Origin of the sequence: Paenibacillus sp. NRS-1781, assembly GCF_050467745.1 — a bacterium.
In the GTDB taxonomy this organism is placed as follows: Bacteria; Bacillota; Bacilli; order Paenibacillales; family Paenibacillaceae; genus Paenibacillus; species Paenibacillus terrae_A.
Genome location: NZ_JBITPI010000008.1, coordinates 1 through 25,917, shown reverse-complemented (window position 1 = coordinate 25,917; position 25,917 = coordinate 1). Strand labels below are relative to the sequence as shown.

22 protein-coding genes and 1 pseudogene are annotated in these 25,917 nt (G+C 50.4%); 10 read left to right on the top strand and 13 right to left on the bottom strand.

Translation table 11 applies throughout. The features are described 5' to 3' along the window. Positions 1-59 precede the first annotated feature (59 nt). Positions 60-983, bottom strand: coding sequence for a phosphate ABC transporter substrate-binding protein PstS family protein (locus tag ACIFO6_RS02530; RefSeq protein WP_430037780.1), 924 nt, complete (start codon positions 981-983; stop codon positions 60-62). 207 nt (positions 984-1,190) lie between these two features. On the opposite strand from ACIFO6_RS02530, the gene ACIFO6_RS02525 reads away from it, so the two are divergent. Continuing rightward, the gene (locus tag ACIFO6_RS02525) at positions 1,191-2,081 is read left to right on the top strand and encodes a LysR family transcriptional regulator (protein ID WP_430037777.1); all 891 of its coding nucleotides are present in this window, start codon (positions 1,191-1,193) and stop codon (positions 2,079-2,081) included. Between the two features lie 106 nt (positions 2,082-2,187). Here the strand turns inward: ACIFO6_RS02525 and pyk are convergent, their stop codons facing one another. The 6 genes from pyk to ACIFO6_RS02495 all read right to left on the bottom strand — a co-directional run bounded on the left by pyk (position 2,188) and on the right by ACIFO6_RS02495 (position 10,467). Then, the gene (gene pyk / locus ACIFO6_RS02520) at positions 2,188-3,618 is read right to left on the bottom strand and encodes a pyruvate kinase (RefSeq protein ID WP_044648779.1); all 1,431 of its coding nucleotides are present in this window, start codon (positions 3,616-3,618) and stop codon (positions 2,188-2,190) included. A 123-nt stretch (positions 3,619-3,741) separates the two neighbouring features. Continuing rightward, complete coding sequence (locus ACIFO6_RS02515; protein ID WP_430037774.1) at positions 3,742-4,725, bottom strand: acetyl-CoA carboxylase carboxyltransferase subunit alpha; 984 nt, start codon at positions 4,723-4,725, stop codon at positions 3,742-3,744. Next, positions 4,726-5,619, bottom strand: a complete 894-nt coding sequence (accD, locus tag ACIFO6_RS02510; RefSeq protein WP_430037771.1) for an acetyl-CoA carboxylase, carboxyltransferase subunit beta — start codon at positions 5,617-5,619, stop codon at positions 4,726-4,728. It lies immediately after the preceding gene. Positions 5,620-5,800: 181 nt separating this feature from the next. Continuing rightward, positions 5,801-5,989: a hypothetical protein gene (locus ACIFO6_RS02505; protein ID WP_013309585.1), complete on the bottom strand. Its 189-nt coding sequence runs from the start codon at positions 5,987-5,989 to the stop codon at positions 5,801-5,803. Positions 5,990-6,142: 153 nt separating this feature from the next. After that, positions 6,143-6,640 (bottom strand): phosphatidylglycerophosphatase A family protein, encoded by a 498-nt coding sequence (locus ACIFO6_RS02500; RefSeq protein WP_430037768.1) that lies wholly within the window; start codon positions 6,638-6,640, stop codon positions 6,143-6,145. A 128-nt stretch (positions 6,641-6,768) separates the two neighbouring features. After that, entirely contained in the window at positions 6,769-10,467 is a 3,699-nt protein-coding gene (locus ACIFO6_RS02495) for a DNA polymerase III subunit alpha (protein ID WP_430037765.1), read from the bottom strand. 139 nt (positions 10,468-10,606) lie between these two features. Here ACIFO6_RS02495 and ACIFO6_RS02490 point away from each other — a divergent pair, with 139 nt between their 5' ends. Both ACIFO6_RS02490 and ACIFO6_RS02485 read left to right on the top strand, forming a co-directional pair. Next, positions 10,607-10,936 (top strand): YtrH family sporulation protein, encoded by a 330-nt coding sequence (locus tag ACIFO6_RS02490; RefSeq protein ID WP_013309582.1) that lies wholly within the window; start codon positions 10,607-10,609, stop codon positions 10,934-10,936. Between the two features lie 12 nt (positions 10,937-10,948). Beyond that, complete coding sequence (locus ACIFO6_RS02485) at positions 10,949-11,446, top strand: hypothetical protein (protein ID WP_283655353.1); 498 nt, start codon at positions 10,949-10,951, stop codon at positions 11,444-11,446. A gap of 41 nt (positions 11,447-11,487) precedes the next feature. On the opposite strand, the gene ACIFO6_RS02480 is transcribed toward ACIFO6_RS02485, so the two are convergent. The 3 genes from ACIFO6_RS02480 to ACIFO6_RS02470 form a co-directional block, all read right to left on the bottom strand. Next, on the bottom strand, positions 11,488-12,822 hold the full coding sequence (locus ACIFO6_RS02480) for a DRTGG domain-containing protein (RefSeq protein WP_430037762.1): 1,335 nt from the start codon (positions 12,820-12,822) through the stop codon (positions 11,488-11,490). A 201-nt stretch (positions 12,823-13,023) separates the two neighbouring features. Then, the gene (locus ACIFO6_RS02475; RefSeq protein ID WP_430037759.1) at positions 13,024-13,308 is read right to left on the bottom strand and encodes a hypothetical protein; all 285 of its coding nucleotides are present in this window, start codon (positions 13,306-13,308) and stop codon (positions 13,024-13,026) included. A 72-nt stretch (positions 13,309-13,380) separates the two neighbouring features. After that, complete coding sequence (locus tag ACIFO6_RS02470) at positions 13,381-13,725, bottom strand: YlbF family regulator (RefSeq protein WP_025685398.1); 345 nt, start codon at positions 13,723-13,725, stop codon at positions 13,381-13,383. A 163-nt stretch (positions 13,726-13,888) separates the two neighbouring features. Between ACIFO6_RS02470 and ACIFO6_RS02465 the strand changes: the two genes are divergently transcribed. Genes ACIFO6_RS02465 through ACIFO6_RS02440 form a run of 6 tightly spaced genes read left to right on the top strand, consistent with a single transcriptional unit; the run spans position 13,889 to position 20,628 of the window. Beyond that, positions 13,889-15,259 carry a YheC/YheD family protein gene (locus ACIFO6_RS02465; protein WP_430037756.1) on the top strand — a complete coding sequence of 457 codons (1,371 nt, stop codon included), beginning with the start codon at positions 13,889-13,891 and terminating at the stop codon, positions 15,257-15,259. A gap of 44 nt (positions 15,260-15,303) precedes the next feature. After that, complete coding sequence (locus tag ACIFO6_RS02460) at positions 15,304-16,458, top strand: YheC/YheD family protein (RefSeq protein WP_430037753.1); 1,155 nt, start codon at positions 15,304-15,306, stop codon at positions 16,456-16,458. 12 nt (positions 16,459-16,470) lie between these two features. After that, on the top strand, positions 16,471-17,841 hold the full coding sequence (locus tag ACIFO6_RS02455; RefSeq protein ID WP_430037750.1) for a YheC/YheD family protein: 1,371 nt from the start codon (positions 16,471-16,473) through the stop codon (positions 17,839-17,841). Then, positions 17,838-18,947 carry a YheC/YheD family protein gene (locus ACIFO6_RS02450; protein ID WP_430037747.1) on the top strand — a complete coding sequence of 370 codons (1,110 nt, stop codon included), beginning with the start codon at positions 17,838-17,840 and terminating at the stop codon, positions 18,945-18,947. Before ACIFO6_RS02455 ends, ACIFO6_RS02450 begins: the two co-directional genes overlap by 4 nt. A 17-nt stretch (positions 18,948-18,964) precedes the next feature. Beyond that, complete coding sequence (locus ACIFO6_RS02445; RefSeq protein ID WP_430037744.1) at positions 18,965-19,480, top strand: GNAT family N-acetyltransferase; 516 nt, start codon at positions 18,965-18,967, stop codon at positions 19,478-19,480. Continuing rightward, complete coding sequence (locus ACIFO6_RS02440; RefSeq protein WP_430037742.1) at positions 19,462-20,628, top strand: YheC/YheD family protein; 1,167 nt, start codon at positions 19,462-19,464, stop codon at positions 20,626-20,628. Before ACIFO6_RS02445 ends, ACIFO6_RS02440 begins: the two co-directional genes overlap by 19 nt. Positions 20,629-20,677: 49 nt before the next feature. On the opposite strand, the gene ACIFO6_RS02435 is transcribed toward ACIFO6_RS02440, so the two are convergent. From ACIFO6_RS02435 to ACIFO6_RS02425, 3 genes are all read right to left on the bottom strand, one after another. Further along, complete coding sequence (locus ACIFO6_RS02435) at positions 20,678-21,379, bottom strand: HAD family hydrolase (RefSeq protein ID WP_430037739.1); 702 nt, start codon at positions 21,377-21,379, stop codon at positions 20,678-20,680. 84 nt (positions 21,380-21,463) lie between these two features. Further along, positions 21,464-22,126 carry a class I SAM-dependent methyltransferase gene (locus tag ACIFO6_RS02430; RefSeq protein WP_430037736.1) on the bottom strand — a complete coding sequence of 221 codons (663 nt, stop codon included), beginning with the start codon at positions 22,124-22,126 and terminating at the stop codon, positions 21,464-21,466. A gap of 69 nt (positions 22,127-22,195) precedes the next feature. Beyond that, on the bottom strand, positions 22,196-25,081 hold the full coding sequence (locus tag ACIFO6_RS02425; RefSeq protein ID WP_430037733.1) for a methyltransferase domain-containing protein: 2,886 nt from the start codon (positions 25,079-25,081) through the stop codon (positions 22,196-22,198). Between the two features lie 101 nt (positions 25,082-25,182). Here ACIFO6_RS02425 and ACIFO6_RS02420 point away from each other — a divergent pair. Then, positions 25,183-25,917: pseudogene (locus tag ACIFO6_RS02420) on the top strand (collagen-like protein); the annotation flags it as partial.

The following is a 25,917-nucleotide window of genomic DNA, read 5'->3' as shown; positions in this document are numbered from 1 at the left end:
TCCGTGAATATAACCTTGCATTTAGCTGCATTTCATCCGAACAGGAGGTGTATATCTCCTTATTTCGTAATGTTACCGTCAGCATCGCGTTTAACTTGCATGCCTGACACCGGGATGTATCCCAGGTCTACGACATCGGATTTTTGGATTTCATCAGACAGAATGTAATCCAGGAATGCTTTTACATGCTCTTTTGGCTCACCTTTGGTGTACATATGCTCGTATGCCCATACTGGATATTTACCTTGCTCTACATTTTCCACGTTAGCTTCAACACCATCGTATTTCAATGCTGTTACTGTGTTGTCGATGTAAGACAGGGCGAGGTAACCAATCGCACCCGGTGTTTCAGCAATCAGCTTTTTCACAGTACCGGAGGAATCTTCCTGAATGGAGCCTGGCAGATCTTCCGTTTTTTGTCCCAAAGCATATTTTTCAAATGTTGCACGAGTACCGGAGCTGCTTGGACGGTTTACGATAACGATTTTTTGATCTGCGCCACCAACTTGTTTCCAGTTGGTGATTTTACCTGTGAAAATTTGTACCAATTGATCTTTCTTCAAATCTGTTACGCCTGCTTTAGGATTGGCTACTGCTGACATAGCCACAACAGCTACTTGGTGGTCAACCAACTCATCTGCACCGCTCTCCAGCTTTTCTTTTGCAAACACATCGGAGTTACCGATATCCGCTTGTCCGCCGGAAACTTGAGTTAAGCCCGTACCGCTACCGCCGCCCTGCACTTGAACCGCAATTCCTTTATATTTATCTACAGCCATAAATTTTTGTCCCGCTTGCTCTACCAATGGTTGAAGTGCAGTGGAGCCAACAGCCAGAATGTTACCTGTCAGTTCAGTAGCTGCTTTATTGTCTGTTCCTGTAGCAGCGTCTCCTTGTGGTGCAGCATTGTTAGCTGATCCACAAGCTGCAAGTGCAAATACCATAGTAAGAGTCATCAGAATGAACGGCCATTTTTTCAACATTTTTTATTGTCCTCCCCTTATTTAAGTGACGGTTTTTTATTTATGACCATCAACACTTTTACATTGTAGGCTTGGAATGTTAGACGAACGACTTGGTTTTGTAAAAGAAATATAAAATATTGATAGATAAATTGTTTTTGTGTATATAATTAATCTATAGTCAATTTTTTATACATGATGTCCATATAAGGAGAGCTGTTCAAGTCCATGAATATTTTAAAATTGCGTATTTTAATGATGATCGACAAATTCCACAAGGCGACGGATGTGGCCGAGGCATTGCACATTAAACAGCCTACCGTCAGCTTTCATATGAAAAGTCTGGAAAAGGAACTGGGTGTCTCCCTGTTCATCTCCCAACAAGGAAGGATTATGCTGACGGAAGCTGGCAAAAAACTGCTGCCTTATGCCAAGCAGATGGTTGCTCTGGAGCAAGAAGCAAGACAAACCGTGAATGAACTGGCAGAGCAGTCGCAGGCACAATTACACCTCGGCGCCGAGTCCATCTCGGGCACATATGTACTCCCCTCTATGATTGCTACATTTGCTCAACAATATCCAGAATGCCAAATTCGATTAGACATTCAATCCCCGGATAAAGTCAGACTGCTTCTACAACAGGGAGAGATTGATTTTGCTTTTCTGGATGACAGAGGACATCCTCCCGAGCATACGGTGGCAGAGCCTGTCGCTTCGGATCAGATTGGAGTGATCAGGTCTGTGTCTGTACAGCATTCTTCCAAGCCAACGGACATTTGGGGGACTGAAATGCTGGACAAGCACACATGGGTGAGATATAGCGGGACATCTGTTGTAGATCCGTATTCCTCGCTAATCAAGCCCCATCTGGAAATGAACTCATGGGAGGCGGTAAAGCAAGTGGTAAGCGTCGGGGAAGCACTTGCCTTCTTCCCTGCCTGTGGCGTTCTTCACAACGAAGGTAATGACGCTCCGTTGGTAGAGTGGCTTCCTTGGCCCGATGCCGAGGAGAAGCATGAGCGTTATCACATAAATATACTGTATCAACGCGATACTAATCTCAGCGTGCTCCAGCAGGCATTTCTGGATTTTATACGGAAAGAAGGTCTGGAGGATTAGAAACTGGAGAGCATAAAAAAAGAGCATCCAAGTCCTAAGTGACTTGAATGCTCTCCCTGCCATACCTAAAAGATACAGCCTGTCTGTTATTCCGCATAAGCTAAAGTTACGCTTGTGCAGGAACACAGCTAATTTTAATCAGGTTGGTAGAACCAGAAGCACCGAGTGGTATACCTGCGGTAATAACAACCAAATCGCCCTCTTTAACGAGGCCGGATTTGCGACCGCCTTCCAATGCGTTTTCGATCAGTTTGTCCGTCGTGTCCACGACAGGCTTGCCTTGTACTGCATGTACTCCCCAGATCAGAGCCAGGCGGCGAACTGTTCTTTCCTGCGTTGTCACAGCAATAATCGGAGCTTGTGGACGGTATTTGGAAATCATACGCGCCGTTGTTCCGCTTTGTGTGGACGTCAGGATGGCTTTAGCATGCAGGTCAAGCGCAGAAATAGAAACGGATTGGCTGATCGCTTCCGTAATACTAACTTCCTGAGCCGTTCTTTGTTTTTTGAACAAATCACGGTAGTTCAGAGCAGATTCTGCTTTCTCTGCAATACGGGACATCGTCAATACAGATTCTACTGGATATTTACCCGCAGCTGTTTCACCGGACAGCATAATGGCATCTGTTCCGTCAAAAATGGCATTCGCTACGTCACTCGCTTCCGCACGAGTCGGACGCGGGTTACGTTGCATGGAATCCAGCATTTGTGTTGCGGTAATAACAGGCTTGCCCGCTACATTACACTTGGTAATCATCAATTTTTGCGCCAATGGCACTTCTTCAGCAGGAATTTCAACACCGAGGTCACCACGGGCAACCATCAGGCCATCCGAAGCTTCCAAAATTTCGTCCAAATTGTCGACACCTTGCTGATTTTCGATTTTGGAAATAATCTGAATGTGACTTGCATTATGCTTCGCCAGCAATTCACGAATTTCCAGTACATCACTCGCTTTACGAACAAAAGAAGCTGCGATGAAATCAACGTCCTGCTCAATACCGAAAGTGATGTCGTTAGCATCCTTTTCTGTAATGCCTGGCAAGGAAATATTCACGCCGGGAACATTAACGCCTTTCTTGCTCTTGATCGTTCCGCCATTGACAATGCGGCATTTGATTTCACTGCCTGATACTTCAATAACGGTGAGTCCGATCAGACCATCGTCGATCAGAATGGTGGAGCCGGGCTCCACGTCCGAGGGAAGATCCTGGTACGTAACGGAAATACGATCTTTCGTACCGAGAATTTCTTCCGTTGTCAGCGTAATATACTCGTCCTGAACAAGCTCAATAGGTTCAACTTCGAGCTTTCCTGTCCGGATTTCCGGCCCCTTCGTATCGAGCAAAATAGCAACATTTTTGTTAAGCTCTTTACAAGCTTGGCGGATATTTTTGATCCGGTTGCCATGCTCCTCGAAATCACCGTGAGAGAAATTCAGGCGGGCTACGTTCATACCAGCCAAAATCAGTTTCTTCACATTTTCCAATGACTCACTGGAAGGACCGATGGTACATACAATCTTAGTTTTGCGCATTTGGGTTTTTCCTCCGTTTTCAAAGGTGCTACTTTATATCTTTTTCCAACAATTAAATCTACTACACTTTTTCCTATTTGTATAGGAAGTTCGTCATATTTATTGTTACCCGTTCCCAGCGTATTACAACATAGGATCTGGTTCCGAAGTTTTTAAAAAGGTATATTGGCCTATTTTTCGGAACTTTTGATACCGATCTTCCCTCAATTCGTCGCAGTTCATATTCAAAAGGTCGGCTAAATGGCGTTCCAGCGACTCCTTGATAGCAGCAGCGGTTACTTCATAGTTACGATGAGCGCCCCCCTTCGGCTCCGGCACGATATCCTCGATAACCTCCATGCGCAGGAGGTCATTCGCCGTAATCTTCATGGCCTCGGCAGCCTGATCCGCCTTGGAAGCATCCTTCCACAAAATCGAGGCCGCTCCGTTTGGAGAAATAGCCGAATAGATGGCATGCTCCAGCATCAGTACACGGTTGCCGACGGCAAACGCAAGTGCGCCGCCGCTTCCACCCTCGCCGATGATCACACAAATAACAGGCACCGAAAGCTTTGCCATCTCCCGCAAATTGCGGGCTATCGCTTCCGATTGACCTCTCTCCTCTGCTGTATTACCCGGATAAGCGCCCTTCGTATCAATAAATGTAATGATTGGGCGTTTGAATTTGTCAGCCTGCTGCATTAGACGCAAGCCTTTACGGAATCCCTCCGGGTGCGCGCTCCCGAAAAACCGTGCAATATTATCCTTCGTATCCTTGCCGCGTTGCTGCCCAATAACGGTTACCGGAATACCATTCAGCTTGCCAATTCCACCCACGACCGCCAGATCGTCGCCATACAGGCGGTCGCCATGCAGTTCAATGAAATCCGTAAACACCTGCCCGATCAAATCAAGTGATGTCGGTCGCTGATGATGACGAGCCACGTGCATTTTTTGCGGTGCTGTAATGTTCGTATATATTTCTTCCTCCATCTGGAGATAACGTTCCTCCAGACGGTTAATTTCATCGGTAAAATCAATTTGCTTATCCTGTCCGAATTGCTTGAGTTCTTCAATCTTCTGTCGCATCTCGACCAGGGGCTTTTCAAAAGGCAATTCGCCAGCCATTTATTCCACCTCTTTCGCGCTGTGCAAATCGAGCAGTTGGCCAAGTGTATCGCGCAGTTCCTTGCGATGTACAACCATATCCAATTGTCCGTGCTGCAAATTAAATTCGGAGGTTTGAAAATCGTCCGGTAGCTTCTGTCTGATCGTCTGTTCGATCACGATACGTCCGGCAAAACCGAATACTGCCCCCGGCTCCGCGATGTTAATATCTCCAAGTGTAGCAAAGCTGGCGGATACTCCACCTGTAGTCGGATCGGTGATAACGGAAATATAGAGCAAGCCCTGCTCGTCCATACGAGCGAGAGCCGCACTTGTTTTGGCCATCTGCATCAGGCTCAAAATACTTTCCTGCATACGCGCCCCACCAGATGTGGAGAAAATAATAAGCGGAAGACGCTTGTCTATCGCCTGCTCAATAGCGCGGGTAATTTTCTCCCCGACGACCGATCCCATGCTTCCAGTGAAAAAGTCAAAACTCATCACTGCAACAACAACCGGAAGCCCATAAATGAGCCCATCGCCCGTAATGACAGCCTCTCGCAAACCGGATTTCAGCGTCTGCTGTTCCAGCTTGCTTGCATAACCCGGAAAACCCAGCGGATCAACCGAAATCATATCGGCATCATATTCTGTAAATGTATCTTCATCGAGCACCATGCGAATACGATCCATAGCATTAAGACGCATATGGTGTCCGCATACTGGACACACTTTCAGATTTTTTTCTAACTCTTTACTGTATTGAATGCTTCCGCATTTGCCACATTTGGTCATAAGACCTTCGGGAATTTCCCGTTTGGGACGATCCGGCATGTCCGCTTGATCGCCGCTCAGCGCCCGTTCCGAAGGGATGGTCGCGTATTTACGCTTCTTTTGGAATAAATCTTTAAACACAACTACACCTCTCCAGCCGTTTATTTGTCAGCCGTAACCGATACAAGGTCCTCTGCCGTCTGTGCGGCATCTCTTAGCATTATGTTTATACACACGTCAACGCCTGTTTTGCAAAACATTACCGCCGATCGTGCATCCTTTGTTCCATTCATGCTGCTGTATCACTTCCGCCGTTCCGGACTCAAGGGCGCAAAATCGAATTAAGCACTTCCTGTATTTCTTCGACTTCACCCGAAGGCACAAGTATCTCAAACTGCTGCTTGGATGCGCTGATGGCCCGGGCCTGCACCATAAAACCTTCTTCCGACAGTTTGAGCTTAATCATGTCAGCCAGTCTGGCCGTCGGTGCAATATAGATCACCGTCCACATGCCTTGTTTCTACCCCCTAAGCCTCAAGTTTTGAGCCCATATAATAGACTCATGATAACATACCTTACTTTTTTCCCGCAACAAAAGCCCTTCTGCTCGGTCAAGATCGGTCAGAGGGCCCAGAAAATCATTGACTCTGTTCGTGCAGGTGAATCAAGTGTCCAATGACACGGGGTATTGCTTGGCATGAGGACTGCGATGAGCAATGCGCGAAGAAGCGGCAGCTGCCAGTCCGGCGACCAGATCGTCCAGAAATACATGAATACCGCTGCCTTTACGGTTTAGCTGTTCAATGATTCCCGTCTTTTCTTTATCCAGATAACCAAAACTGGTCAAGCCAATCATACCATACACGCTCGTAATCCCGAGGGCCAGCGTCTCGTCCACTCCGTACAGGGGTTCATCTGCCTCCATAATGGCTTGTAGCGGCTGGGGAAGAAGTTTTTTTTCGGCCAGCTCATCAAGCGCAATACCCGTGAACAGCGTATACTGCACTTCCCGCTTCTGCAAAACTGCCTTTACGCTGTCCACACATTCTTCAATGGTCAAATGAGGGTAATATTTTAGCTGAAGCTGAAAAACAATGTCCGCTATGGACTCGATACTAATACCTCTGCGAATTAACAGGGTTTCTGCATATTCATAGGTCATGATTTCCCTCCCGCCTTCACCATACATTTCTGTCTTCCAGCTTGCGGAACCTTATGATGTTGGATAAGTGCTGATGTTCCTGTTCCTCCAGTGTTCCAAGTGTATGCGGGAGGGGAGGAAAATGTTCATTATTTAACTTTCACCGTGCCTGCCCCCAGCATGGACTCCATCCGGTCGAAAAGCTGAGGCGAAGGCTTGATGCTGTAAGCATCACTCAACGCCAGCAAACGCTGGCTGCTCTCATAAAAGAGTACGGTAGGCAACGCACCGGGATGCTCCTGTAGCAGCGCCTTGAGGCTGACCAGCAAGCTGGCATCCTCCTCAGCCTGGCGGGTGATTTTGACAAACACCCGCTGACGGGCTGACGGCTCCGAACCACGCGGAGCCGAGGTTTGTTCGCTGGGAGCCGCTTCCGTGACGTGCGGCGTAGTGCCTGTGGCCGGGCGGGCCACCGAAACGGGCGGGACCGCTGGCGCCGTAGTCGGCTGCGCAGACGACTCGGCTGCCGACGGACTCGACGGCACGCGCGGCGCTCGCCCGCCGGGGCCGCCAGCGGCAGAGCCAGCCGCTGACGCGGGCTTTCCGGCCGCGGCGGACGAACGCGCCCCAGCACGTCGGCGCTGGAGAAGCCGCGCCAATGAATCCTCCGCCAGCGGGGCGGCCTCGTCCGCAAGGAGCTTGAAATGCTCGTCCTGGTGCTGCATTTTGGCACGAAACGCAAGCAGCGCTCCCTTTTCAATCCACTGGTGGCTTCGCTTCCACACTTCGGGAAACAACACGACCTCGCAGCGCTCAATCTGATCCTCCAGCTCGATAAAGGCCATAGCCTTCCCCTGTTTGGTCGTAATCGTCTTGAGCGACACAACCATACCTGCGGTCACGACAACCGCTTCATCCGGCACATCGCCCAATTCCATCAGACGCTCTGCATCGCTGCTTTCCAGCAACGACTCAAAATCATCCAGTGGATGCCCGGACAGATACAGTCCCAACAGCTCACGTTCCAGCTCTAGCTGCTGACCCGCACTGAATTTCGGTACATCGGGATATTCGATATCCCAATTGGGCATTTCCACAAAACCGAACATATCTATTTGCAAATCGTCACGTTCCTTGCGCCATTTGACCGCTGCATCCACTGTTTCATCCAGCATGGCAATCAACTGCGCACGATGACCTGGCAACGAGTCAAACGCCCCTGCCTGGATGAGCGATTCAATCACCCGCTTATTGCATACACGCAAATCCACGCGACGACAAAAATCGAGCAGGCTGTCAAAAGGACGCTCCTTGCGAACGGCGAGAATACTTTCCATCGCCTGCGTGCCAACATTTTTAATCGCGGCCAGTCCGAAGCGGATATTCCCCTGCTGCAACGGGGTAAACAGCACCCCGCTTTCATTTACATCAGGCGGCAGAACCGCCATATCCATTCGACGGCATTCGACGACATATTCCGCCACTTTCCGGTGGCTACCCATCACCGCTGTCAGCATGGAAGCCATAAACTGCACCGGATAATGGGCTTTAAGATACGCCGTCTGGAACGCTAGCACACCATAGGCAGCCGCATGTGCACGCGGAAATCCATAGTCCGCAAAACGGACAATCATATCGTAGACTCTTCCAGCTTCCTCTTCTGTATAACCCTGCTTGACACTGCCCTCCACAAAATGGCCACGCTCAAGGTCCAGCACTTCGCGTTTTTTCTTGGATACGGCGCGACGCAGCAGATCGGCTTCTCCCAGGGAAAAGCCAGCCATGCGCGAAGCAATCTGCATGATTTGTTCCTGATACACGATAATGCCGTACGTATCCTTCAGGATCGGCTCCAGATCAGGATGCGGATAATGAACCTCAATCTCCCCGTGTTTGGCCTGAATAAAGTTAGGAATGAAGCCCATTGGACCCGGACGATACAAGGCCAGTACAGAAATAATATCCTCGAACACACTTGGCTTTAGATCCTTGAGCACCCGGCGTACCCCCGCCGACTCCAGCTGAAACACACCGCCTGTGTCGCCTTTGCCTAGCATGTCATAGGTATGTGGGTCATTGTCAGGAATGAGACTAAAATCAGGCGTTTCCCCATGTTCTTCGGTAATCCAACGCATACAGCGTTCAATAATAGAGAGAGTGCGCAGCCCAAGAAAATCCATTTTCAGCAAACCGATCCGCTCCAGATTTTCCATCGAGTATTGCGTCAAGGGAACCCCTTCACTCCCCTCTTGAAGCGGTACTGCATCAGTCAGCGGAGTCCGCGAAATGACGACACCCGCCGCATGGGTTGAAGCATGACGTGGCATGCCCTCTACTTTAATCGCCATATCCAGCAGTTCACGCGTCTTGGGCTTGGTTTCATACAGTGTTTTCAGCTCAGGGGTGATCTCAAGCGCATGACGGATATTAATCCCGAGCTGCGCCGGAATCAGCTTGGCCGCCTTGTCCACCTCGCCATACGGTACATTCAACGCACGCCCAACGTCACGCACTGCGGCTCTTGCCGCCAGCGTTCCGAAGGTAATAATTTGCGCTACATGCTCGTTACCGTACTTCTGCACCACATAGTCGATAACCTCATCCCGTCGTTCATCGCTGAAATCAATATCTATATCCGGCATGCTAATCCGTTCAGGATTCAGAAACCGTTCAAACAGCAGGTTATATTTCAGGGGATCCACATTCGTGATATGAAGTACATAAGCGACCAGACTGCCCGCGGAGGAACCCCGTCCTGGGCCGGTAGCAATATGATGCTTATGAGCGAAAGCGATAAAATCCCACACGATCAGAAAATAATCACTGAATCCCATGCTGTCAATCGTGTTCAGCTCATAACTGAGCCGCTGCTCCAGCCTTTCTCGTTGCTCCGGTTGTTCCCACGCCAGATCACTCCCATAACGACGCTCCAGCCCTTGCACACACAAACTGCACAGATAGGACGAAGGAGTCATGCCTTCCGGCAGCGGACGATATTCAGGCAAAATGGATTGCCCAAATTCCAGTTCCAATTCGCATTTTTCAGCAATACGCACTGTATTGTCGATGGCTTCCGCCACATGGGGGAACAAACGAGCCATCTCCTCCTGGCTTTTCAAGTACAACTGACGGGTCGGTATACGCAAGCGCTCCTCGTCGTCGACTGTCTTGCCAGTTCCAATGCAAATCAGAACGTCTTGTACATCTGCATCCGGCTCAGTCAGGTAGTGCACGTCATTCGTCGCTACCAGCGGAATATCCAGTTCCTTCGCTAACGCGATCAACAGAGGATTTACGCGCTTTTGCTCCGACAGACCGTGATCCTGAAGCTCCAGATAAAAATCATCGCCAAAAATGTTGCGGTAGCGTTCCGCTGCCCGTCGTGCTTCGGCTTCCCGGCCATGCAGCAAATGCTGCGGCACTTCACCGCCCAAACATGCGCTTAAGCATATGATGCCTTCATGGTGGGTAGCCAGCGCTTCCATGTCGATACGTGGCTTGTAGTGAAAGCCCTCCAAATGGCCAATAGAGCACAGCTTCATCAGATTTTGATAGCCTGTTTTATTTTTGGCGAGCAAAATTAAATGATATATGGGCTGATCCTTTCGGCTGCCACGCTCCTTGCGCGAGCCAGCCGTCATATAGGCCTCACACCCGATAATCGGCTTCATGCCGTTCTCTACACACGCTCTGTAAAAAGGAATGGCACCATACATCACCCCGTGATCCGTAAGGGCCAGTGCCTTCATTCCGTAAGCTGATGCCTGTTTGACCAACTCCGCGGTACGAGCCGCGCCGTCCAGCAGGCTATACTCGCTGTGAACATGCAAATGCACAAATGAACTCATGCGCTTCTCTTCCTTTCACCGCTTGTTTTTCTTCAAACTATTTTATCATATCCGCGCTGGTAGCGCCCATACAATAAAAGTACAGACCCGGGCGGACAAGCGCGGTCCTGATTCGTATACCTTATAGGAGGAAAAGAGCATGAGCACTTTTATATCCAAAGCGATTCTCGACTTCTTCATTGCCTTCGGCATCGTGCTCGGGGGAGCCATGCTCGGAGGAATGGGAGCTGTGGTATCGCTTCAGCCGCCTACTCAGACGATGCTGGAGGTTGCCGGAAGAATTAAAATATGGGCTCTTGCCGCCGCTGTGGGGGGAACAATGGACCCGATCCGCGTCATTGAAAGCAATATGCTGGACGGTAATTTGTCGCCTGCCATTAAGCAGATATTGTATTTGATTTTCGCCTTTTTAGGCGCTCATATGGGTGCAGAGCTGGTCAAGTGGGTGTGCGGCAACGGACGGCCGTGAGGTGAAACGACTATGAGAGTGCCTCCCTTTGAGCGCCTGCGCCCTTTTATGCATTTATCCTCCGTCTTCGTGCTGGGCATGATTACCGGAGCAATAGTCTACAATGCCATCTGGCACGCCAGCTTCAATGAGCTATGGACGAACAATCAGGACCTCCAATTCCAGCTTCAGCAAGCGCAGGAGGACAATAGAACCCTGCGCAAATACAGTAAGCGCCAGACTGTTGTCAAAGAAATCAAATTGATTGCTGAAGAAACCTCGGCCGAAAAAATTGACTCTATCAACCTGAAGGAGCTTCTTCGCCGCGTCAGCCGTGATTTAGAGGTACTGCGAGGCCGGGACATGTTCGAGATTGATTCCGACAGCAAGCTGGTACGCATGCTGCTTCACCAAAAAAAATACACCGTTCGTGACAAGGAGTATACGATCCAGGTCAAAACGATGCTTGTAATGGAAGGTGTGCTGCAAATTTGGCTGGAGGCAAAAGAAAGACTTCCGGAAAGTCATTGAGCTGCTCTACTCCGACTCCGCTTACTACACACGAATGGACACTAACCGTGTTCAATGGAGTGGAGCGTCATCACCGCTTTGCATACCAATTGATTTTCCCGTGAAATTGCAATTTCCAGCTTGCAGGTGCGGCGGCTTGTTTCCAGCAACATTGGACGAAGAACTATGGCATCCTCAATCTGTACGGGTCTGATAAAATAGGTCGTTAAATTGTCCAGCACATAATCCTTCCCGCTCATATCTCTGGCAATCCGGTAGCCCGCTTGTGTCATCACATTGACCAGCACGCCTTCCGAGATGGTACCCAGATTGGTCGCCATCTGAGGAATGACGAAGCCCCGAAAAAATAATGATCCGTCCTCATCACGCTCCTCTGCAAATCCGTTCCAAATGAGCTGGTCGAACGTCTCGCCGAGCTGTGGCTGCTTTTGGGCGTTGCGCAAGGCATCCAGTACCTCTCGCCGTGTGACGGACCCCAGCAGCTTGCGGTTGCGGTCCACGACCGGTAAATAATCCACACCTTCCCAAGCCATCATCTGCGCGGCCGAAGCGAGCGAGGTCTGGTAGGTCACTGTTACCGGATTGCGAATCAGGCATTTGTCCATCGTATGCTCGGGTTGCAGTCCCTCCACATCCTTGCGGCTGACGATACCGATCAGGCGGTTCCATTCATCCACCACCGCAAAATGGTGATTTCCAGTCATCACCGAAAGTTCTTCAAATTCGGTAAGGGTACTGTTGATTTTCAAGGTCTGCGTCTTCGGTTTACTTGCCGCGATGTCTTCAATCAGCATAATCTTCTTTTTGATCAAGCGGTCGAAAATCGCTCTATTAATCATAGAGGCCACTGTAAAGGTATCGTGACGCGAAGAAATGATCGGCAAACTGATCTGGTCCGCCAGTTGCTTAACCTCCCGGCTCGTACCAAAGCCTCCTGTAATCAGTACGCCTGCTCCCTGCTCTAGCGCAAGGGAATGCGCATCCTCGCGGTTACCAACAATCAGCAAGCTACCTGCATCAATGTATCGGGCCATAGCCTCTTCGCGCATCGCTCCAATGACATACTTGTGCAAGGGCTTTTCCAGCCCCTCGCTTCCCCCGAGCACATGTCCCTCCACGATATTCACGACATCGGCAAAGGTAAGCTGCTCGGACAACCCGCGTGGGCGCTTTTCCACCCGCACCGTCCCGATGCGTTCCTTGGTAATGACAATTCCCAGGTTCTCGGCTTCCTTCACGGCCCGGTAGGCCGTTCCTTCGCTGACGCTCATTTCTTTAGCCAACCTGCGCACAGAAATTTTGGAGCCTATTTTCAACTGCTCGATATGACGCAATAGCTGCTCATGCTTCGTAACTGCTTCATCTAGCCCGTCCAAATCTGTTACACCCCCAACGTTCAATCTGTATCATTCTGTATCTATTATAGCACACCCCCCCCTCTTTTAGACCCTCGTTAATCACGATAGTTCAGAGCTGAAAATAGCAAAAAGCGATCTCCTTTTTACAGGGACCGCTTTTTCAAATATTACGGATCGGCAGCATCAGAGCATGCTCATGACAAGCCGGGAGGAAACTTTTTATAGCGTGCTGCCTTTATCAGCTTCTTTATCCCATTTCATCTGCCACTGCTTCATTTTGGCCCGCCGTACACGCTCCAGCGTTTTCCGTTTTTCCTCATCCACGCCAAGCAAAAAGTGCAGATTTGCTCCGATGACAAGCAGCGCAAACAGTACCCATACGATACCGAAGCCGTTGACCCAGTTCAATCCGCCCGTAAGCGAGATGCGCGGCAGCGCGGTAAGCACCATAGCCAGCGCAATCAGTGTGTACAAGCCGTGTTTCCATTTTTTAAAAGGTCCCAATGTTATCCCTTCCTCTCCCTGTGACTCTATGTATCTAGTCTATGAGAGGGCAGAAAGGAATATGAGACAAACTTACAGAGACGAACCGTACAAATGCTGAAGGCTGTCTGCGATAATTTTGTTGACATCCTCAATGATCACACTCAGGCGGCGTTCGGCATCGAACAGACGGCGGATGTTCAGGTTCAGGCTTAGCACCTCGAACAGCTTTTCCATTTTTTCCATCTCTTCCTGTGCCGGCATATCACCGCTCATCATCCGCTGCTGTACTTCCATTTGGCGCTCACGGAAATCGTCGAGCATTTTTTTGGCTTCCGGGTCGGTTTCAATCAACTTCATCGCTGACGTGATTTCCTCCACCTCTTTACTTTCCTTCAACGCTTTTGCCAAATCATGGGCTTTGTCATAGATATTCATATTCGTTATTTCCTCCAATTCAAATCATCGTGCAAACATTTCACATTGTCCGTCAATCACCAAGGGATATATGTCCTCATATGATGAATCAGTGCTATTACAGCCCCTTCACGTTTCCCGTTACTTTTAAGACATCAAGTTGCTGCCCGGAAGGAGATCCACGATGTCCATCAAAAAAACAAGGATTCAAATCATCGGATCGGGCATCTTGCAGGATGACGTACTCATGGTCGGCGAGTCCTTGCTTCGCAAATGGAAAATATCCACAGGCCACCCCGTACAGCTCGCCTTCGGTTCGTTCCGCCAGCAGGTTACCGTCATTTCGGTACCCCGTTACAGCGGCTTACGTGTGGGAAGCGTACTGGCCCGAAAAATGGGAATTAACTCCAATTGCGAGCTACGAGTAACCTACAGCCGAGGACGCCGGACACTTCGAGTGGGCCCACTTATTAGCGTGCTGGTCAGCCGGGACTATCCCGAACAGCCCGACAAGCCTTTCGGGTCGATCACCCTGTTCTGCCGTGAACTGATCGGGGAATGCCGCAGACAAGGAGCATATGTGTATTTTTTCACCCCGGAGCATATTGGAAGTCAGCCCGAACGCGTTCAGGGATGGGTCTATGACGGAGGCTGGAAAAAGACGGTCATGCCCGCCGGGGATGTCGTCAATAACCGGCTTACCTCTCGTAAACTCGAGAACAGAACTAGCGTACAGCATTTTATGAAAGAAGTAAAATCGCAGTACGGCACGGCCATTTTCAATGAAAAGTTTCTGGATAAAAATGAAGTGTTCGATGCGCTTAAATCCAATTCGTCCCTGCGCAAGTATTTACCCGAGTCCCATTTGCTGCAAACCTTTGCGGTCTTCAAAAAAATGTGCAACCAGTACCCCACTGTTTTTCTCAAGCCTGTGCGGGGTAGTCTGGGCAAAGGTATTATGCGCATTACAAAGCAAGCCGATGGCACATTTTACGTGCTGTCCACTACCGCCGGCGCACCACGAAAGCAAACGTATGCCACGATCGAGAAGCTGTACAAAGGTATGGCAGGAAAAATGAAAACGACGCGCTTCCAGCTCCAGCAGGGCCTTACCCTGATTGATCACGGCAAGCGTCCGGTTGACTTTCGTGCGCTTGTGCAGAAAAACGCCTCTGGCGCATGGACCGTGACCTCCATCGTCGCCCGGATTGCCGGGGGCAGCCATTTTGTGTCCAATCTGGCGAGAGGTGGCACGCTGAGCACAGTCAAGGAGGCCTTGGCCAAAACCACGCTGCCTGCCTTAACCAAGTCGAACGGCCAAACCCATCTGAAGACAGCCGCGCTCGAAATTGCAACCGGAGTTGAGAAAGCGATCCCTGCCCATTTTGCGGAATTTGGCATTGATCTGGCAATTGACAGCATGGGGCATATTTGGCTGCTGGAGGTCAACTCCAAGCCGTCGAAAAATGACAATACGCCGTTAAATGATCAAAAACCTCGGCCGTCCGTGAAAAAAATGATTGAGTATTGCTGTTTTTCAGCCGGATTCAAATGAATCCGTCTCTTACGGAATTCGGCTGCCAAAGGAGGCTGTTATCGGTGTCTCTTGTCGTACCAGACACACTGGGTGTGCTCGTCAGCCGGAATCAGGCGGCGATTCCCCCGATTACCGAAGCGGAGTTTTGCCGCAGGCTAAGTCTGTTGGGCAGGCGCTCCGGCTTTAGCGTAATAGCGTTTACTGCGGAAGGAATTTCGCCCGAAGATCACTCCATACGAGGTTATGCCTATCGTGACGGAGTATGGACATCCAGCCGCTTTCCCCTGCCGGATATTGTGTATAACCGCTGTTTCCATGCCCACGGGAGCCGGAACGCCGGGCACGCGCTGCAGCACATGGCAGAGCAGGGATCACGCAAGCTCATCTACTGGTCGCGTAACTTGCCCGGCAAATGGCAAGTGTACCGTGCGCTGCACACGATAGATGAAGTGCGTCCCTATGTGCCGCCTACAACGCCTTACCGGGACACGGCTCAGATTGTGGAATGGCTGCACCGCTATTCGGCGCTATTTATGAAGCCCCAGGCCGGAACTCACGGTAAGGGCACGCTGTATCTCCGGCTATCGGATGGAGACGCTGGACTGCTCGTGCAGGGCAGAGACTCCCGAAACCGTCCGTTCCGGCGCTTGTTTTCCGAGCTGGATGCCGGATTGTCATGGGTCAACGGGATTGCAGGCAGACGCTCCTATATCGTGCAGCCTTATTTGAAATTAACGAGCCAAAGCGGTCATCCCTTTGATGTCCGCGCGCTCATGCAAAAGGATGGAAAGGGTTGCTGGCGTCTGACGGGCTTTGCCGTGAGAGAAGGCAGGAAAGGAACCCTGACTTCCAATCTGCATGGAGGGGGCGCAGCCCATCCGGCAGAACCTTACCTTCGTGAACAATATGGCGCGGACAGCACGCGTCTCATCATTGGACAGATGATGGCGCTGTCCCTGACCATTACCAGGGCGCTGGAGGAACGATATGGCCGCCTTGGCGAGCTGGGGATTGATTATGGTATTGACCGGAGTGGGAACATCTGGCTATTGGAGGTTAATTCCCGGCCGGGTCGGGCCTCCTTTTTCCAGACCCGTCAGCCAAAGTGTGCTTTCCGGTCAGTCAACCGCCCACTCGAATATGCTCGATATTTAATGACCCATTCCAAAGTGACAGGGTCAAAGGGCGCAGACACCTCCCTTGAACATATGGTATAGGAGGATAAACAGATGAGTTTAACGCATTGCAATGTGCATTTCTCACAGCAGCCCGACAAGGTGGCGTATATATCCACCGCCTTGTTGAAAAGCCTTAAATTATCCGGAGCCAAGTCCATTCGTCTGCGGCTCGGTAAGGATCAGATTCCCACCATGATAAAACCGATTCAGAAGGCGGGACGCCATCTGTACCTGACCTCAGGCTTGCGTAATGCCATCCGGGTTCCTAAAAGCGGGTCCATCTATTTGCGGAATCTGGACGGAGATATACAGCTCGGACCGTTAATTGGCGTGCTGTCTGACGGCACCACCTCTGCCACCCGCCCTTTTGGCTCACGCACGGGCTTCATTAAGCAACTGCTGAAGGAAGGCAGCAAGAATTCTTATATTTTTGCCTTCACTCCTCGGGATATCAACTGGCAAAATGATACGATTAACGGCTATTTTCTGTCATCAAACGGGGTGTTTTCACGCAAAATTGTACCTTTACCGGACGTGATTTACAATCGGCTGCCGAGCCGCCGCTCTGATTTTTCCCCAGCGATCAATCAGCTGCGCGAACGCTTTTCACGCAAACGGATTCCCTTTTTCAACTGGAGCTTCTTCAATAAATCGGATATCTATCATCTGCTGGAAAATAATTCAGAGGTTAACCGTTATGTCCCCGAATCGTATATGAATCCCAGCTCAGAACGTATCCGAGGCATGCTGGAGCGTCATCAATTTGCTTATTACAAGCCAAGCGGAGGTAGTCTCGGTAAAGGAATTTACCGTCTCTCCCATGTTCCCAAGCAAGGTTATTATGTAAGGTACCGCAAGAAAAACAGCAATGTCTTGCTGCGCTTCAACTCTTTTAACTCTATGCTACGTATGCTCCAATCCAATCAGGGCCAGTCGTTGAAGGGCTATGTCATTCAGCAGGGTATCCAACTGATTGAGATTGACAATTGTCCGATTGATTTCCGATTTCATATGCACAAGAATGGCAACAACCAGTGGGTCGTCGTCGGAATTGGAGCCAAAAAATCCGGACGCGGCAGTGTCACGACCCATATTAAAAACGGCGGCTCCCTCATGACACCCGAGCAGGCGCTGAACCGGGTATTCGGAGACCGGGCGGGCGAGGTGCTTCAGCGTGCCAAGAATGTAGCGGTTACACTCGCAGAAGCCATCGAGTACCATCACCAGCATCTGCTGGGTGAAATTGGCTTCGATCTGGGCATTGACCAACAGGAAAAGGTATGGATGTTTGAAGCCAATTCCAAGCCCGGGCGATCCATTTTTCAGCATCCATCGTTGCGTGCGGAGGGTAAAGCATCCGTGGAGCATATTTTGGACCACTGTCTTTACCTCAGTAAATTCCGCAGAAAAGAGGAACTATGAATACCCGGGCGGAGTACAAACCAGTCGTTGCCATATTGACCGTGCACGACGAAGGACAATTTTTCAAGGGAAATCGGCGCAATTTCAGGGATATTCTTGAAATGGGGACGCGGATGGGCTATCAGGTGTACATTGTTACTGTCAGGGACCTGAAGCTGACATCGGAGACAGTCAGGGGCTATATTTTCAACAAAACCTTACAGACCTGGGAGGAACAAAGTTTTCCACTACCGCAAATCATTTATAATCGCATCCCGAACCGCAACTATGAGCTTAAAACTTCTGTTCGCACAAAGTTGAATGAAATTTCTCATGCCTCTGGCATTGAACTGTACAATCCGGGCTTTTTCAACAAATGGGAGCTGTTCAAATGGCTCCGTGCTTCGGAATCCACTCGTCAGTTCGTACCAGCGACCAAACGCTTAAGCAACCTGTCTTCCTTGGGCAAAATGCTGTCTGTGTATCCATACCTGTATCTCAAGCCAGAGAACGGCAAGGCCGGAAAAGGGATTATGATTCTCAAATACCGACCGGACCTTCTCATGGCTTACAGGCTGACGATTCAGCATGACAAAAAAAGTGTAACCTACCGATCTGTATCGCTGTCCCGACTGTGGGGACGTATTCGCCGGGAAGCTGGCGCTTCGCCTTATATCATTCAGCAGGGCATCGAGCTGGCAACCTATCAGAAAAAGCCCTTCGACCTGCGTATCCTGGTGCAAAAAAACACCCACGGCTCTTGGAGCACTACGGGAGTCGGTGCCAGACTGGCGGGTAAGGGGAGCATTACAACGCATGTTCCGCGCGGCGGAAGTGTGGAAGACCCGTTCAAGCTGCTATCTGCGCTGTTTGGACCTGAGAACAGTAAGGATCTGTTGAACAAGATTAAAAGTACCGCCATACAGATTGCACGCCAAATTGAACGAGGCTCCGGTCTTTCCCACGGCGAAATGTCCATGGATTTGGGCGTAGATATGTTCGGAATCCTTTGGTTTTTTGAAGCCAACTCCAAACCGATGAAATTTGACGAGCCAGAAATTCGTCAAAAATCGCTGAGACGCATATTCCAGTACAGCTCCTATTTGGCCGAACGAATGAAATTATGAGTCAAGGAAGTGGAATCATGCCACAAATTAGCGATGTTCAACATTTGCCTGCCCGTAGCTGGCTGCTGAGACGACGGCAGCTGCTATTTCTGGCCCGTAGCTCGGGCGGCATGCGCATTACCCGCAATGCCTTGCGGCAGCTGGCCATTTTAACGCCGGAGCAATTAAAAGCACCCGGCTCCTCCCTCCTGTGCGCTTATCTGCGCACGGAGCAAGGACTGCGGATTGCAGGATTTTGCCTCACTCTGAATTACGGTGAGGATGCGTGCATCGTGATCGTTCGTCCACTTTACCGGGGTCGCAGACTGGGCGCTAGACTGCTGTCCGCCCAGCTCAAACAGCTGCGCCGCCTGACGTGCAGCGTGGCCGCCGACAATATGGCCAGTCTCAAAACCTGCTTTCGCGCTGGACTTGTTGCGGATGACATAACGAATGGACCGACCGGAAAGCCCACCCTAATATTTCGCGGGGAGTTATCCGAAGATGAGCAGACGGCAGAGGAAGGTGGAATGCTGTGCCAAAACCTGTCCTAGGCATCATGACCTTGTATTTGAACAACAAGAAGCAATTGGAGGAACGCGCCATATATGAGCGCATGATTGCAGAAGGGAACAGACTGGGACTGGATATGTATGTATTCACTCCCGCAGATGTCCACAAGGATCGCAGGCTGCTTCTTGCCCAAATGTATGATCCACACAGCGGTAAATGGACCCGAAAATGGCGGGAATTCCCGGATATGATTTTCGACCGTTGTCGGGTACAGCGCAGTGAGCGGTATCGTCAGTTAAAGCAATTTCGGGTGCAATATACAGATCTCGTATATTTAAACCGACCGCTAAGTAACAAATGGGCCATTCATCAGCAGCTTGCAAGAAGGGTCGCCTTTCGATCCCATCTGCCCGAAACAGAGCCGTTCACAGGATTTCATAGCGTAAGGCGGATGCTCAAAAAAAATTCACTGGTCTACCTCAAACCGATTAACGGTACAGGAGGACGCGGTATTTTACGCATTGAGCCTGTTAACAAGCAAGGCGGTCTGTATCTAATCGAGGGCCGCGATCGCAAGCGCCGTATTATTCCCCAGCAGCGAGTGCGTCTGGATCGACTGGAGCCGCGTCTAAGTAGCTGGAGCATGGACAATTACATTGTTCAGGAGGGCATTCCTGTGCAGCTGCCCAATGGCAGGGTTCACGATTACCGCATGCTGGTGCAAAAAAATGGCCAGGGGACATGGGAGTTAACTGGATGCGCAGGACGGATCGGGGCACATCGCAGCGTTACTTCCAACCTGCATGGCGGAGGCAAGGCGGTACCGATGAATCAACTGCTGACACAATGGATTCGTAATGAAGATCAGAGAGAGAAGATCACCAAGCAAGGGGAACAGCTGGGGCTGGATATCGCAGCTTATCTGGAGGAAAGCTACGGGGCATTATGCGAGCTTGCGCTCGATTTGGCGATCAACAAGGACGGTCACATTTACGTACTGGAGGTCAATCCGAAGCCAGCACGCGAGGTATTTGCACGTATTGGTGAAAAAGAAACCTACCACCGCTCTATCGCCAAGCCCATGGAATACGCCTTATGGGTCTATCACACACAAATTAATCCAAAACCTCTGACAGATCACAACATAGAGAGCAAAGCAGAGAATAAGGCAAAGGAAGGCTCCGCGTAAAAGCGGCAGCCTTCCTTTGTTTTGTGATATGTCAGATATACCTTAATGGTTACTTTGCGTTTTTATACAATGTGAGCAGCTGCGTGAAGTCCGTAATAATTGCATCGGAACCCTTCAACTCGTCGTTTACGCCAAATCCAGCATAGGCGCAGCCAATGACCGTTTGTCCATTCTTTTTGCCTGCCTCCACATCGGAAGATCGGTCGCCTACCATCCATACGTTGGAAATTCCGTGCTTACTCAACAAAATCTCCAGCAAATTCACTTTGGATAGTGTGCTGTATTCACCAGCGCTATACAGTCCTTCAAAAATCGGGACCAATTCATATGCAGCCGCTATCCCTTTCACATAATCCTCCAGCCCATTACTGGCTACGAACAATCTTACACCCTGTTCATGGAGGGTTTGGAGCGTTTCTTTTACATGCGGATACAGGGCATGACTTCCGTTCTTCAATCCCTCCAGTTCCAGCTGGAGCAGCAGCTCGTCCGCTCTTCTGTGGGCCGCTTCGCTGGCTTCCGGCATCACTCTTCTCCAGATTTCGTCCAGCAGCATACCCAAACTATTCAAAATAAGCTCCTCTGGAGGCGTCTCTCCTTCAAAAAGACCTTCGGCGCGCAGCGCATCAAACAGCTTGTGATACGCAGGAAGCAGCAGCGTCTCCGTCTGAAAAAGTGTACCATCCATATCAAATACCATAGCCTCAGGTTTCTTCAACACAGGTGCATTGTTCATGTAGTTGTCAGTCATTCCTTTCCTATGTAGGTTTACATTTCCGACCCCTCTCATGATAAGCAATAAGAGAGGTCCGTGTAAACCTCATTGCGCATACCGTTAGCTCTTGTATTTTTTCAAAACAGCCCTAAAACAATGCAAACCGCCCCACAAATCTGTGCGCAATGCATCCGGCGGAAGATTAAGATCAACCTCGCTCCAGTACGAAAACCCCGCCTCACCTATCCATTGCTCCATCGCAGACAGATTAACCGTAGGGTAATCAAACGTCAGCAGAAGCAGTCCGTCATCTCGCAAAGTCCGGTGAAATTCACGCAGGGTGGCTAGCGAGTCATCAGGGGTTAGATGCTCCAGCACTGATATACATACAATTTTGTCAAAGCTGGCCGTCTCATAAGGCAAGGCGGTTAGATTAGCATGCGCGGAGTGAAGACGAACCGGTAAAATTTCCTGGACACGCTCGGCAGCCTCCTCTCCGATATCACGGCGCACCTCGGCCAATATGGCATCCACGGAAACGATTCTCATATCCAGATCACAGGCATAGGCCTGAGCGCAGCGGCGAGCCAGCTCAAACTTGAACGGATGCGGGATACCACATGCCGCGTCAAGCACCGTATCCTGCCCGGACACAAAGTGCAGACACCACTCATACTCATAGGGACGACTCCACCAGCTGTGGGGAAGCCTGTAGATCAGGTTGGAGGTATTGGGATCGGAATGTACGAAAAAACGGGAGAGGTACGGATCAGCGGTATTCATGGGATATAGCCTCCTTTTAAATGAAAGGTGATACAATGTGGGTTCAGATCGTATATTCCCCCAGCCAGCTCAGATCGCCCTTGCCACGCAGCATAGCTCATGACCACGTTTCTCTCCTTGAAGTTTGGCCAACAGTCCCATCTGCTCCGTGAACGTAAGCTCGCCATATAAAGGATGTGCCTGTATCAAGGCGTCCAGACCGGAAGGAAGCTGACGGGTGAACAGGGACATCGGACGCAGACCAGACTTCTCCAGCAAACGTGTCAGCGTGTGCTCTGAATAATGATACAAATGATCTTCCTCGGTAAATAAAGGCGAGTGAGCACCATAAGCCTCATTTGTAAACGAGTTTTTGTTGGGTACTGTAATGTATAACGTTCCATCCGGTTGAAGCTGCTCGCGTAAATCTGTTAAAAATGTCACCGGGTCTGCAATATGCTCCAGCACATGCCAGCATGCAACGGCCTCATATTCATGATGCAGTGATAAGGCAGTATCTCCCTCTGTTTCTGTCTCTGTATCGCCATTCCAGAAGCCAGGTAGTAGATCCACGTCATATTTGTATTTAGCATATGCGCGCGAGTCTATGGAAGGCTCAATGCCCACAGCACTCCATCCACTCTGAAGGGCAGCATGAATAAATTCTCCGGTACCAGATCCAATTTCCAGTAATTTTCCTTTTCCGGGACTGAACATATCCAGCAGCATGAGTCCGAAAAGAGCATGATCCCCGTAGGTTGAGGCGGCTGCACTATCGCGCATGGCGACCCATTTGACATTATAGATTTCTGCAATCATATTTTCAGGCTGGATATGATCCACATCATTGCGAAAAATAAGCCCGCAGGACCCACAACCTAACAATGTAAAATGTTCATACCGATGAAACAACGTCGTATTGGACGAGCCGCACAGTTTGCAAGCCATGCCCTGTGCTTCCCCCTTCCCTTTTCCATAAAGTGCGTCCTCTATTTCGCTTTTGGTAAGAGCATGGGAGCCAATAATAGCATGAACACCAGCAATCTTAGCGACAGCATTCTTGTCGACAGGATTGGCAGAGTTAGCCGCTTCATAAACAGGAGCAGATTCAACGAGATGGACACCGTTCGCCACTTGAACATCTTCAGCGGTATGAATTGCTTCAATTCTATTCTCTGCTCTAGCAGGATGGGTACCCTCGGCAATCGTATCTTGGATATTCGTGCCTGTATTCACAACGGAATTTACACCGCTAGTGTCTTCAGATTCAGCCTCATGTTGATTTTTTACACCCTCTCGGTCTGGGTCTATCCAGAGACTGAGCCGGGGAGTCGGATCGAATATGGACTCATATTGCTCCTTCCACCCATAACGGGCATCCGGGTCCAACTGTTGATAACGCTCGTATTTGGCGGTGCGAATAGCTGGTGTGTACCAGCCCCAGTGCTGGATACGATAGTCGCTAATCTCACTCGGAAGCTCAAGCACATTATCGGGAAATCTCCCACAGTGCAAATATTGCTCCTTCCATTTATAAGGGAAGCTATCCCGATATCGAGTCAAAAAAGGGCGGTAGTAACGATGAGCCTGCCAGTAATCATCATCGCGATAATGCGTGGGAGACCACATATCAAACAGCCTGAAACAAATGGTATCGGCTTTCGTTCCGGCTAATAGAGCATGCACACCTTGGACAAATCGGGATTCGAACATTTCGTCAGCATCCATGTTTAAAATCCATTCCGGGTAAGATGCCAGCGTCTCACTCCACTGCTGCTTCCGCAGCTCCACTTCATTCGTAAAGGAGGCCCTTTCATTACGAATCAAACGCAGTGGAATCCCCTTTAGCAGGTCTCGGCACAAATCACCACTATCATCACGGCTGCCATCATCAATAATGACCGCTTCATCAATATATTCCCGATGACTTCGGAGCACTTCTGCGAGCTTGCGATCTGCCTCATTGCATATCGTCATGCTCAGCGTCAGTTTGGGCCTGGAGACAGGCGGAGCATGAAGCTCACTATGTCGTGGACCAGAGAAAGCTGGTGGCACGACAAAAGAATCCGTAGCATACTTTGCGAAGACAGCAGACTCGCGGAGATCCCGTGGAATGGTAATTTCAGGCGGCGTAGAGGAAGTGCTGGATGGATCATTTTCTGACTGCGTAATTCCATTCAGGGTCAGTAGCAATTGTTCCGCCTTGATGCGGTCCCCTTCCCGGTACATATGCATGGCAGGATAGTGAGTATCTACAAAAAGCGGAAACCCGTACGCCGCTGCGCGGATGCAAAAATGTCGATCCTCTCCCCAAAAAGAAACGTTAGGGATTTTACCAAAATGAATTCCGACTTCCAGCGCCCTTCTGCGGATTAAGGTACAAGCACCCAGACCGCCTACCTCATACAAACCGGGAATATGCAACTGATGTATAAATTGCAGCTCGCGATGTGCCCGTTCTTCTGCCGACAGCACTTCTCCTTCTTCACGATGGAACAGATTGTATTCATCACTGACCCATACCTGAGGCAATAACGCCCCATCGGGCTGCCAGCGTGTCCAGAAAATCTCGGATACGATATCCTTCTCTGTCTCGACCAGTCTGCATAAGGTGCGGGAATGGAGGATCAGGTCTGAATCGACCAAAAATAGCGCGTCGTAATGATGCTGAAGCGCGTAGTCAATGAGACGATTTTTGAACCCGGCCACTTTCCAAACGAGGGAAGGCGGCCAATAATGGGTATGCTCATCACTTCGGTTCTCATATTGCTGCAAGCCTGACAGCGGTGGCAAAACACGCCCCGGGAGCCGGTCCGCAAAATCGGCCAGCCATTGGCTTGAAGTTGGATTGTCATTATCATCGACGAACAAATAATCCGGCAGCACATCGGGTGCTTCCAGCCGCTCCAAAGCTTGGAGAAATAAAGCTAATATTTCGGGCTTCTGATGCACCGGGCTACCGATTAAAATACGCATGAGTCGACGCCTCCCATCAGGCGGAAGCCTCATAACCGTTCCTCCTGCTTGCTCTGACGCATACGATAATTGCGATGAAGCGATAAGGGAGCGAGCGTGATATGAATGGACTTACACCTGGAAATATCGATGAAAACAACATCAATGCACTGCTTGCCTGCATCGCCTTTCAAGAGCTTTCATTAAGTCACCTGATTAATGCTGAAGGTGAGAAAATACAATATGCCGTCGGGACCCTTCCCGGCCTTACACCACCCGCAGGGAGCATTGCCGAGCTTCTGGAGGTAAATAACAGCGTACAATCGGTTTTGAATTGTACGTTTTTAAACGAGCTTGCCCTGCTGGCTCAGCTCCAGTGCCTGCTCAATCCGTCAGGCATCACCGGGGCAACCTGTTGTTTTCCATTTGGAAGCACTGGAGCTACTGGAGCTACTGGGGCTACGGGTGACACCGGAGCCACGGGAGTTACGGGAGTTACGGGAGCGACAGGCGACCCAGGGGCCACGGGTACCGCTGGCGCCACGGGCGCTACAGGGGCCACAGGCATCTCAGGCGCGACGGGGACCACAGGGGCCACAGGCACCGCTGGCGCCACCGGGCCTACCGGACCCACGGGTACCGCGGGGGCTACCGGGACCACAGGGGCCACAGGCACCGCTGGCGCGACGGGGACCACAGGGGCCACAGGCACCGCTGGCGCCACCGGGACTACCGGAGCCACGGGTACCGCGGGGACCACTGGGACTACCGGAGCCACGGGCGCTACAGGGACCACAGGGGCCACGGGTACCGCGGGAGCTACCGGGCCTACCGGGGCCACGGGTACCGCGGGGGCC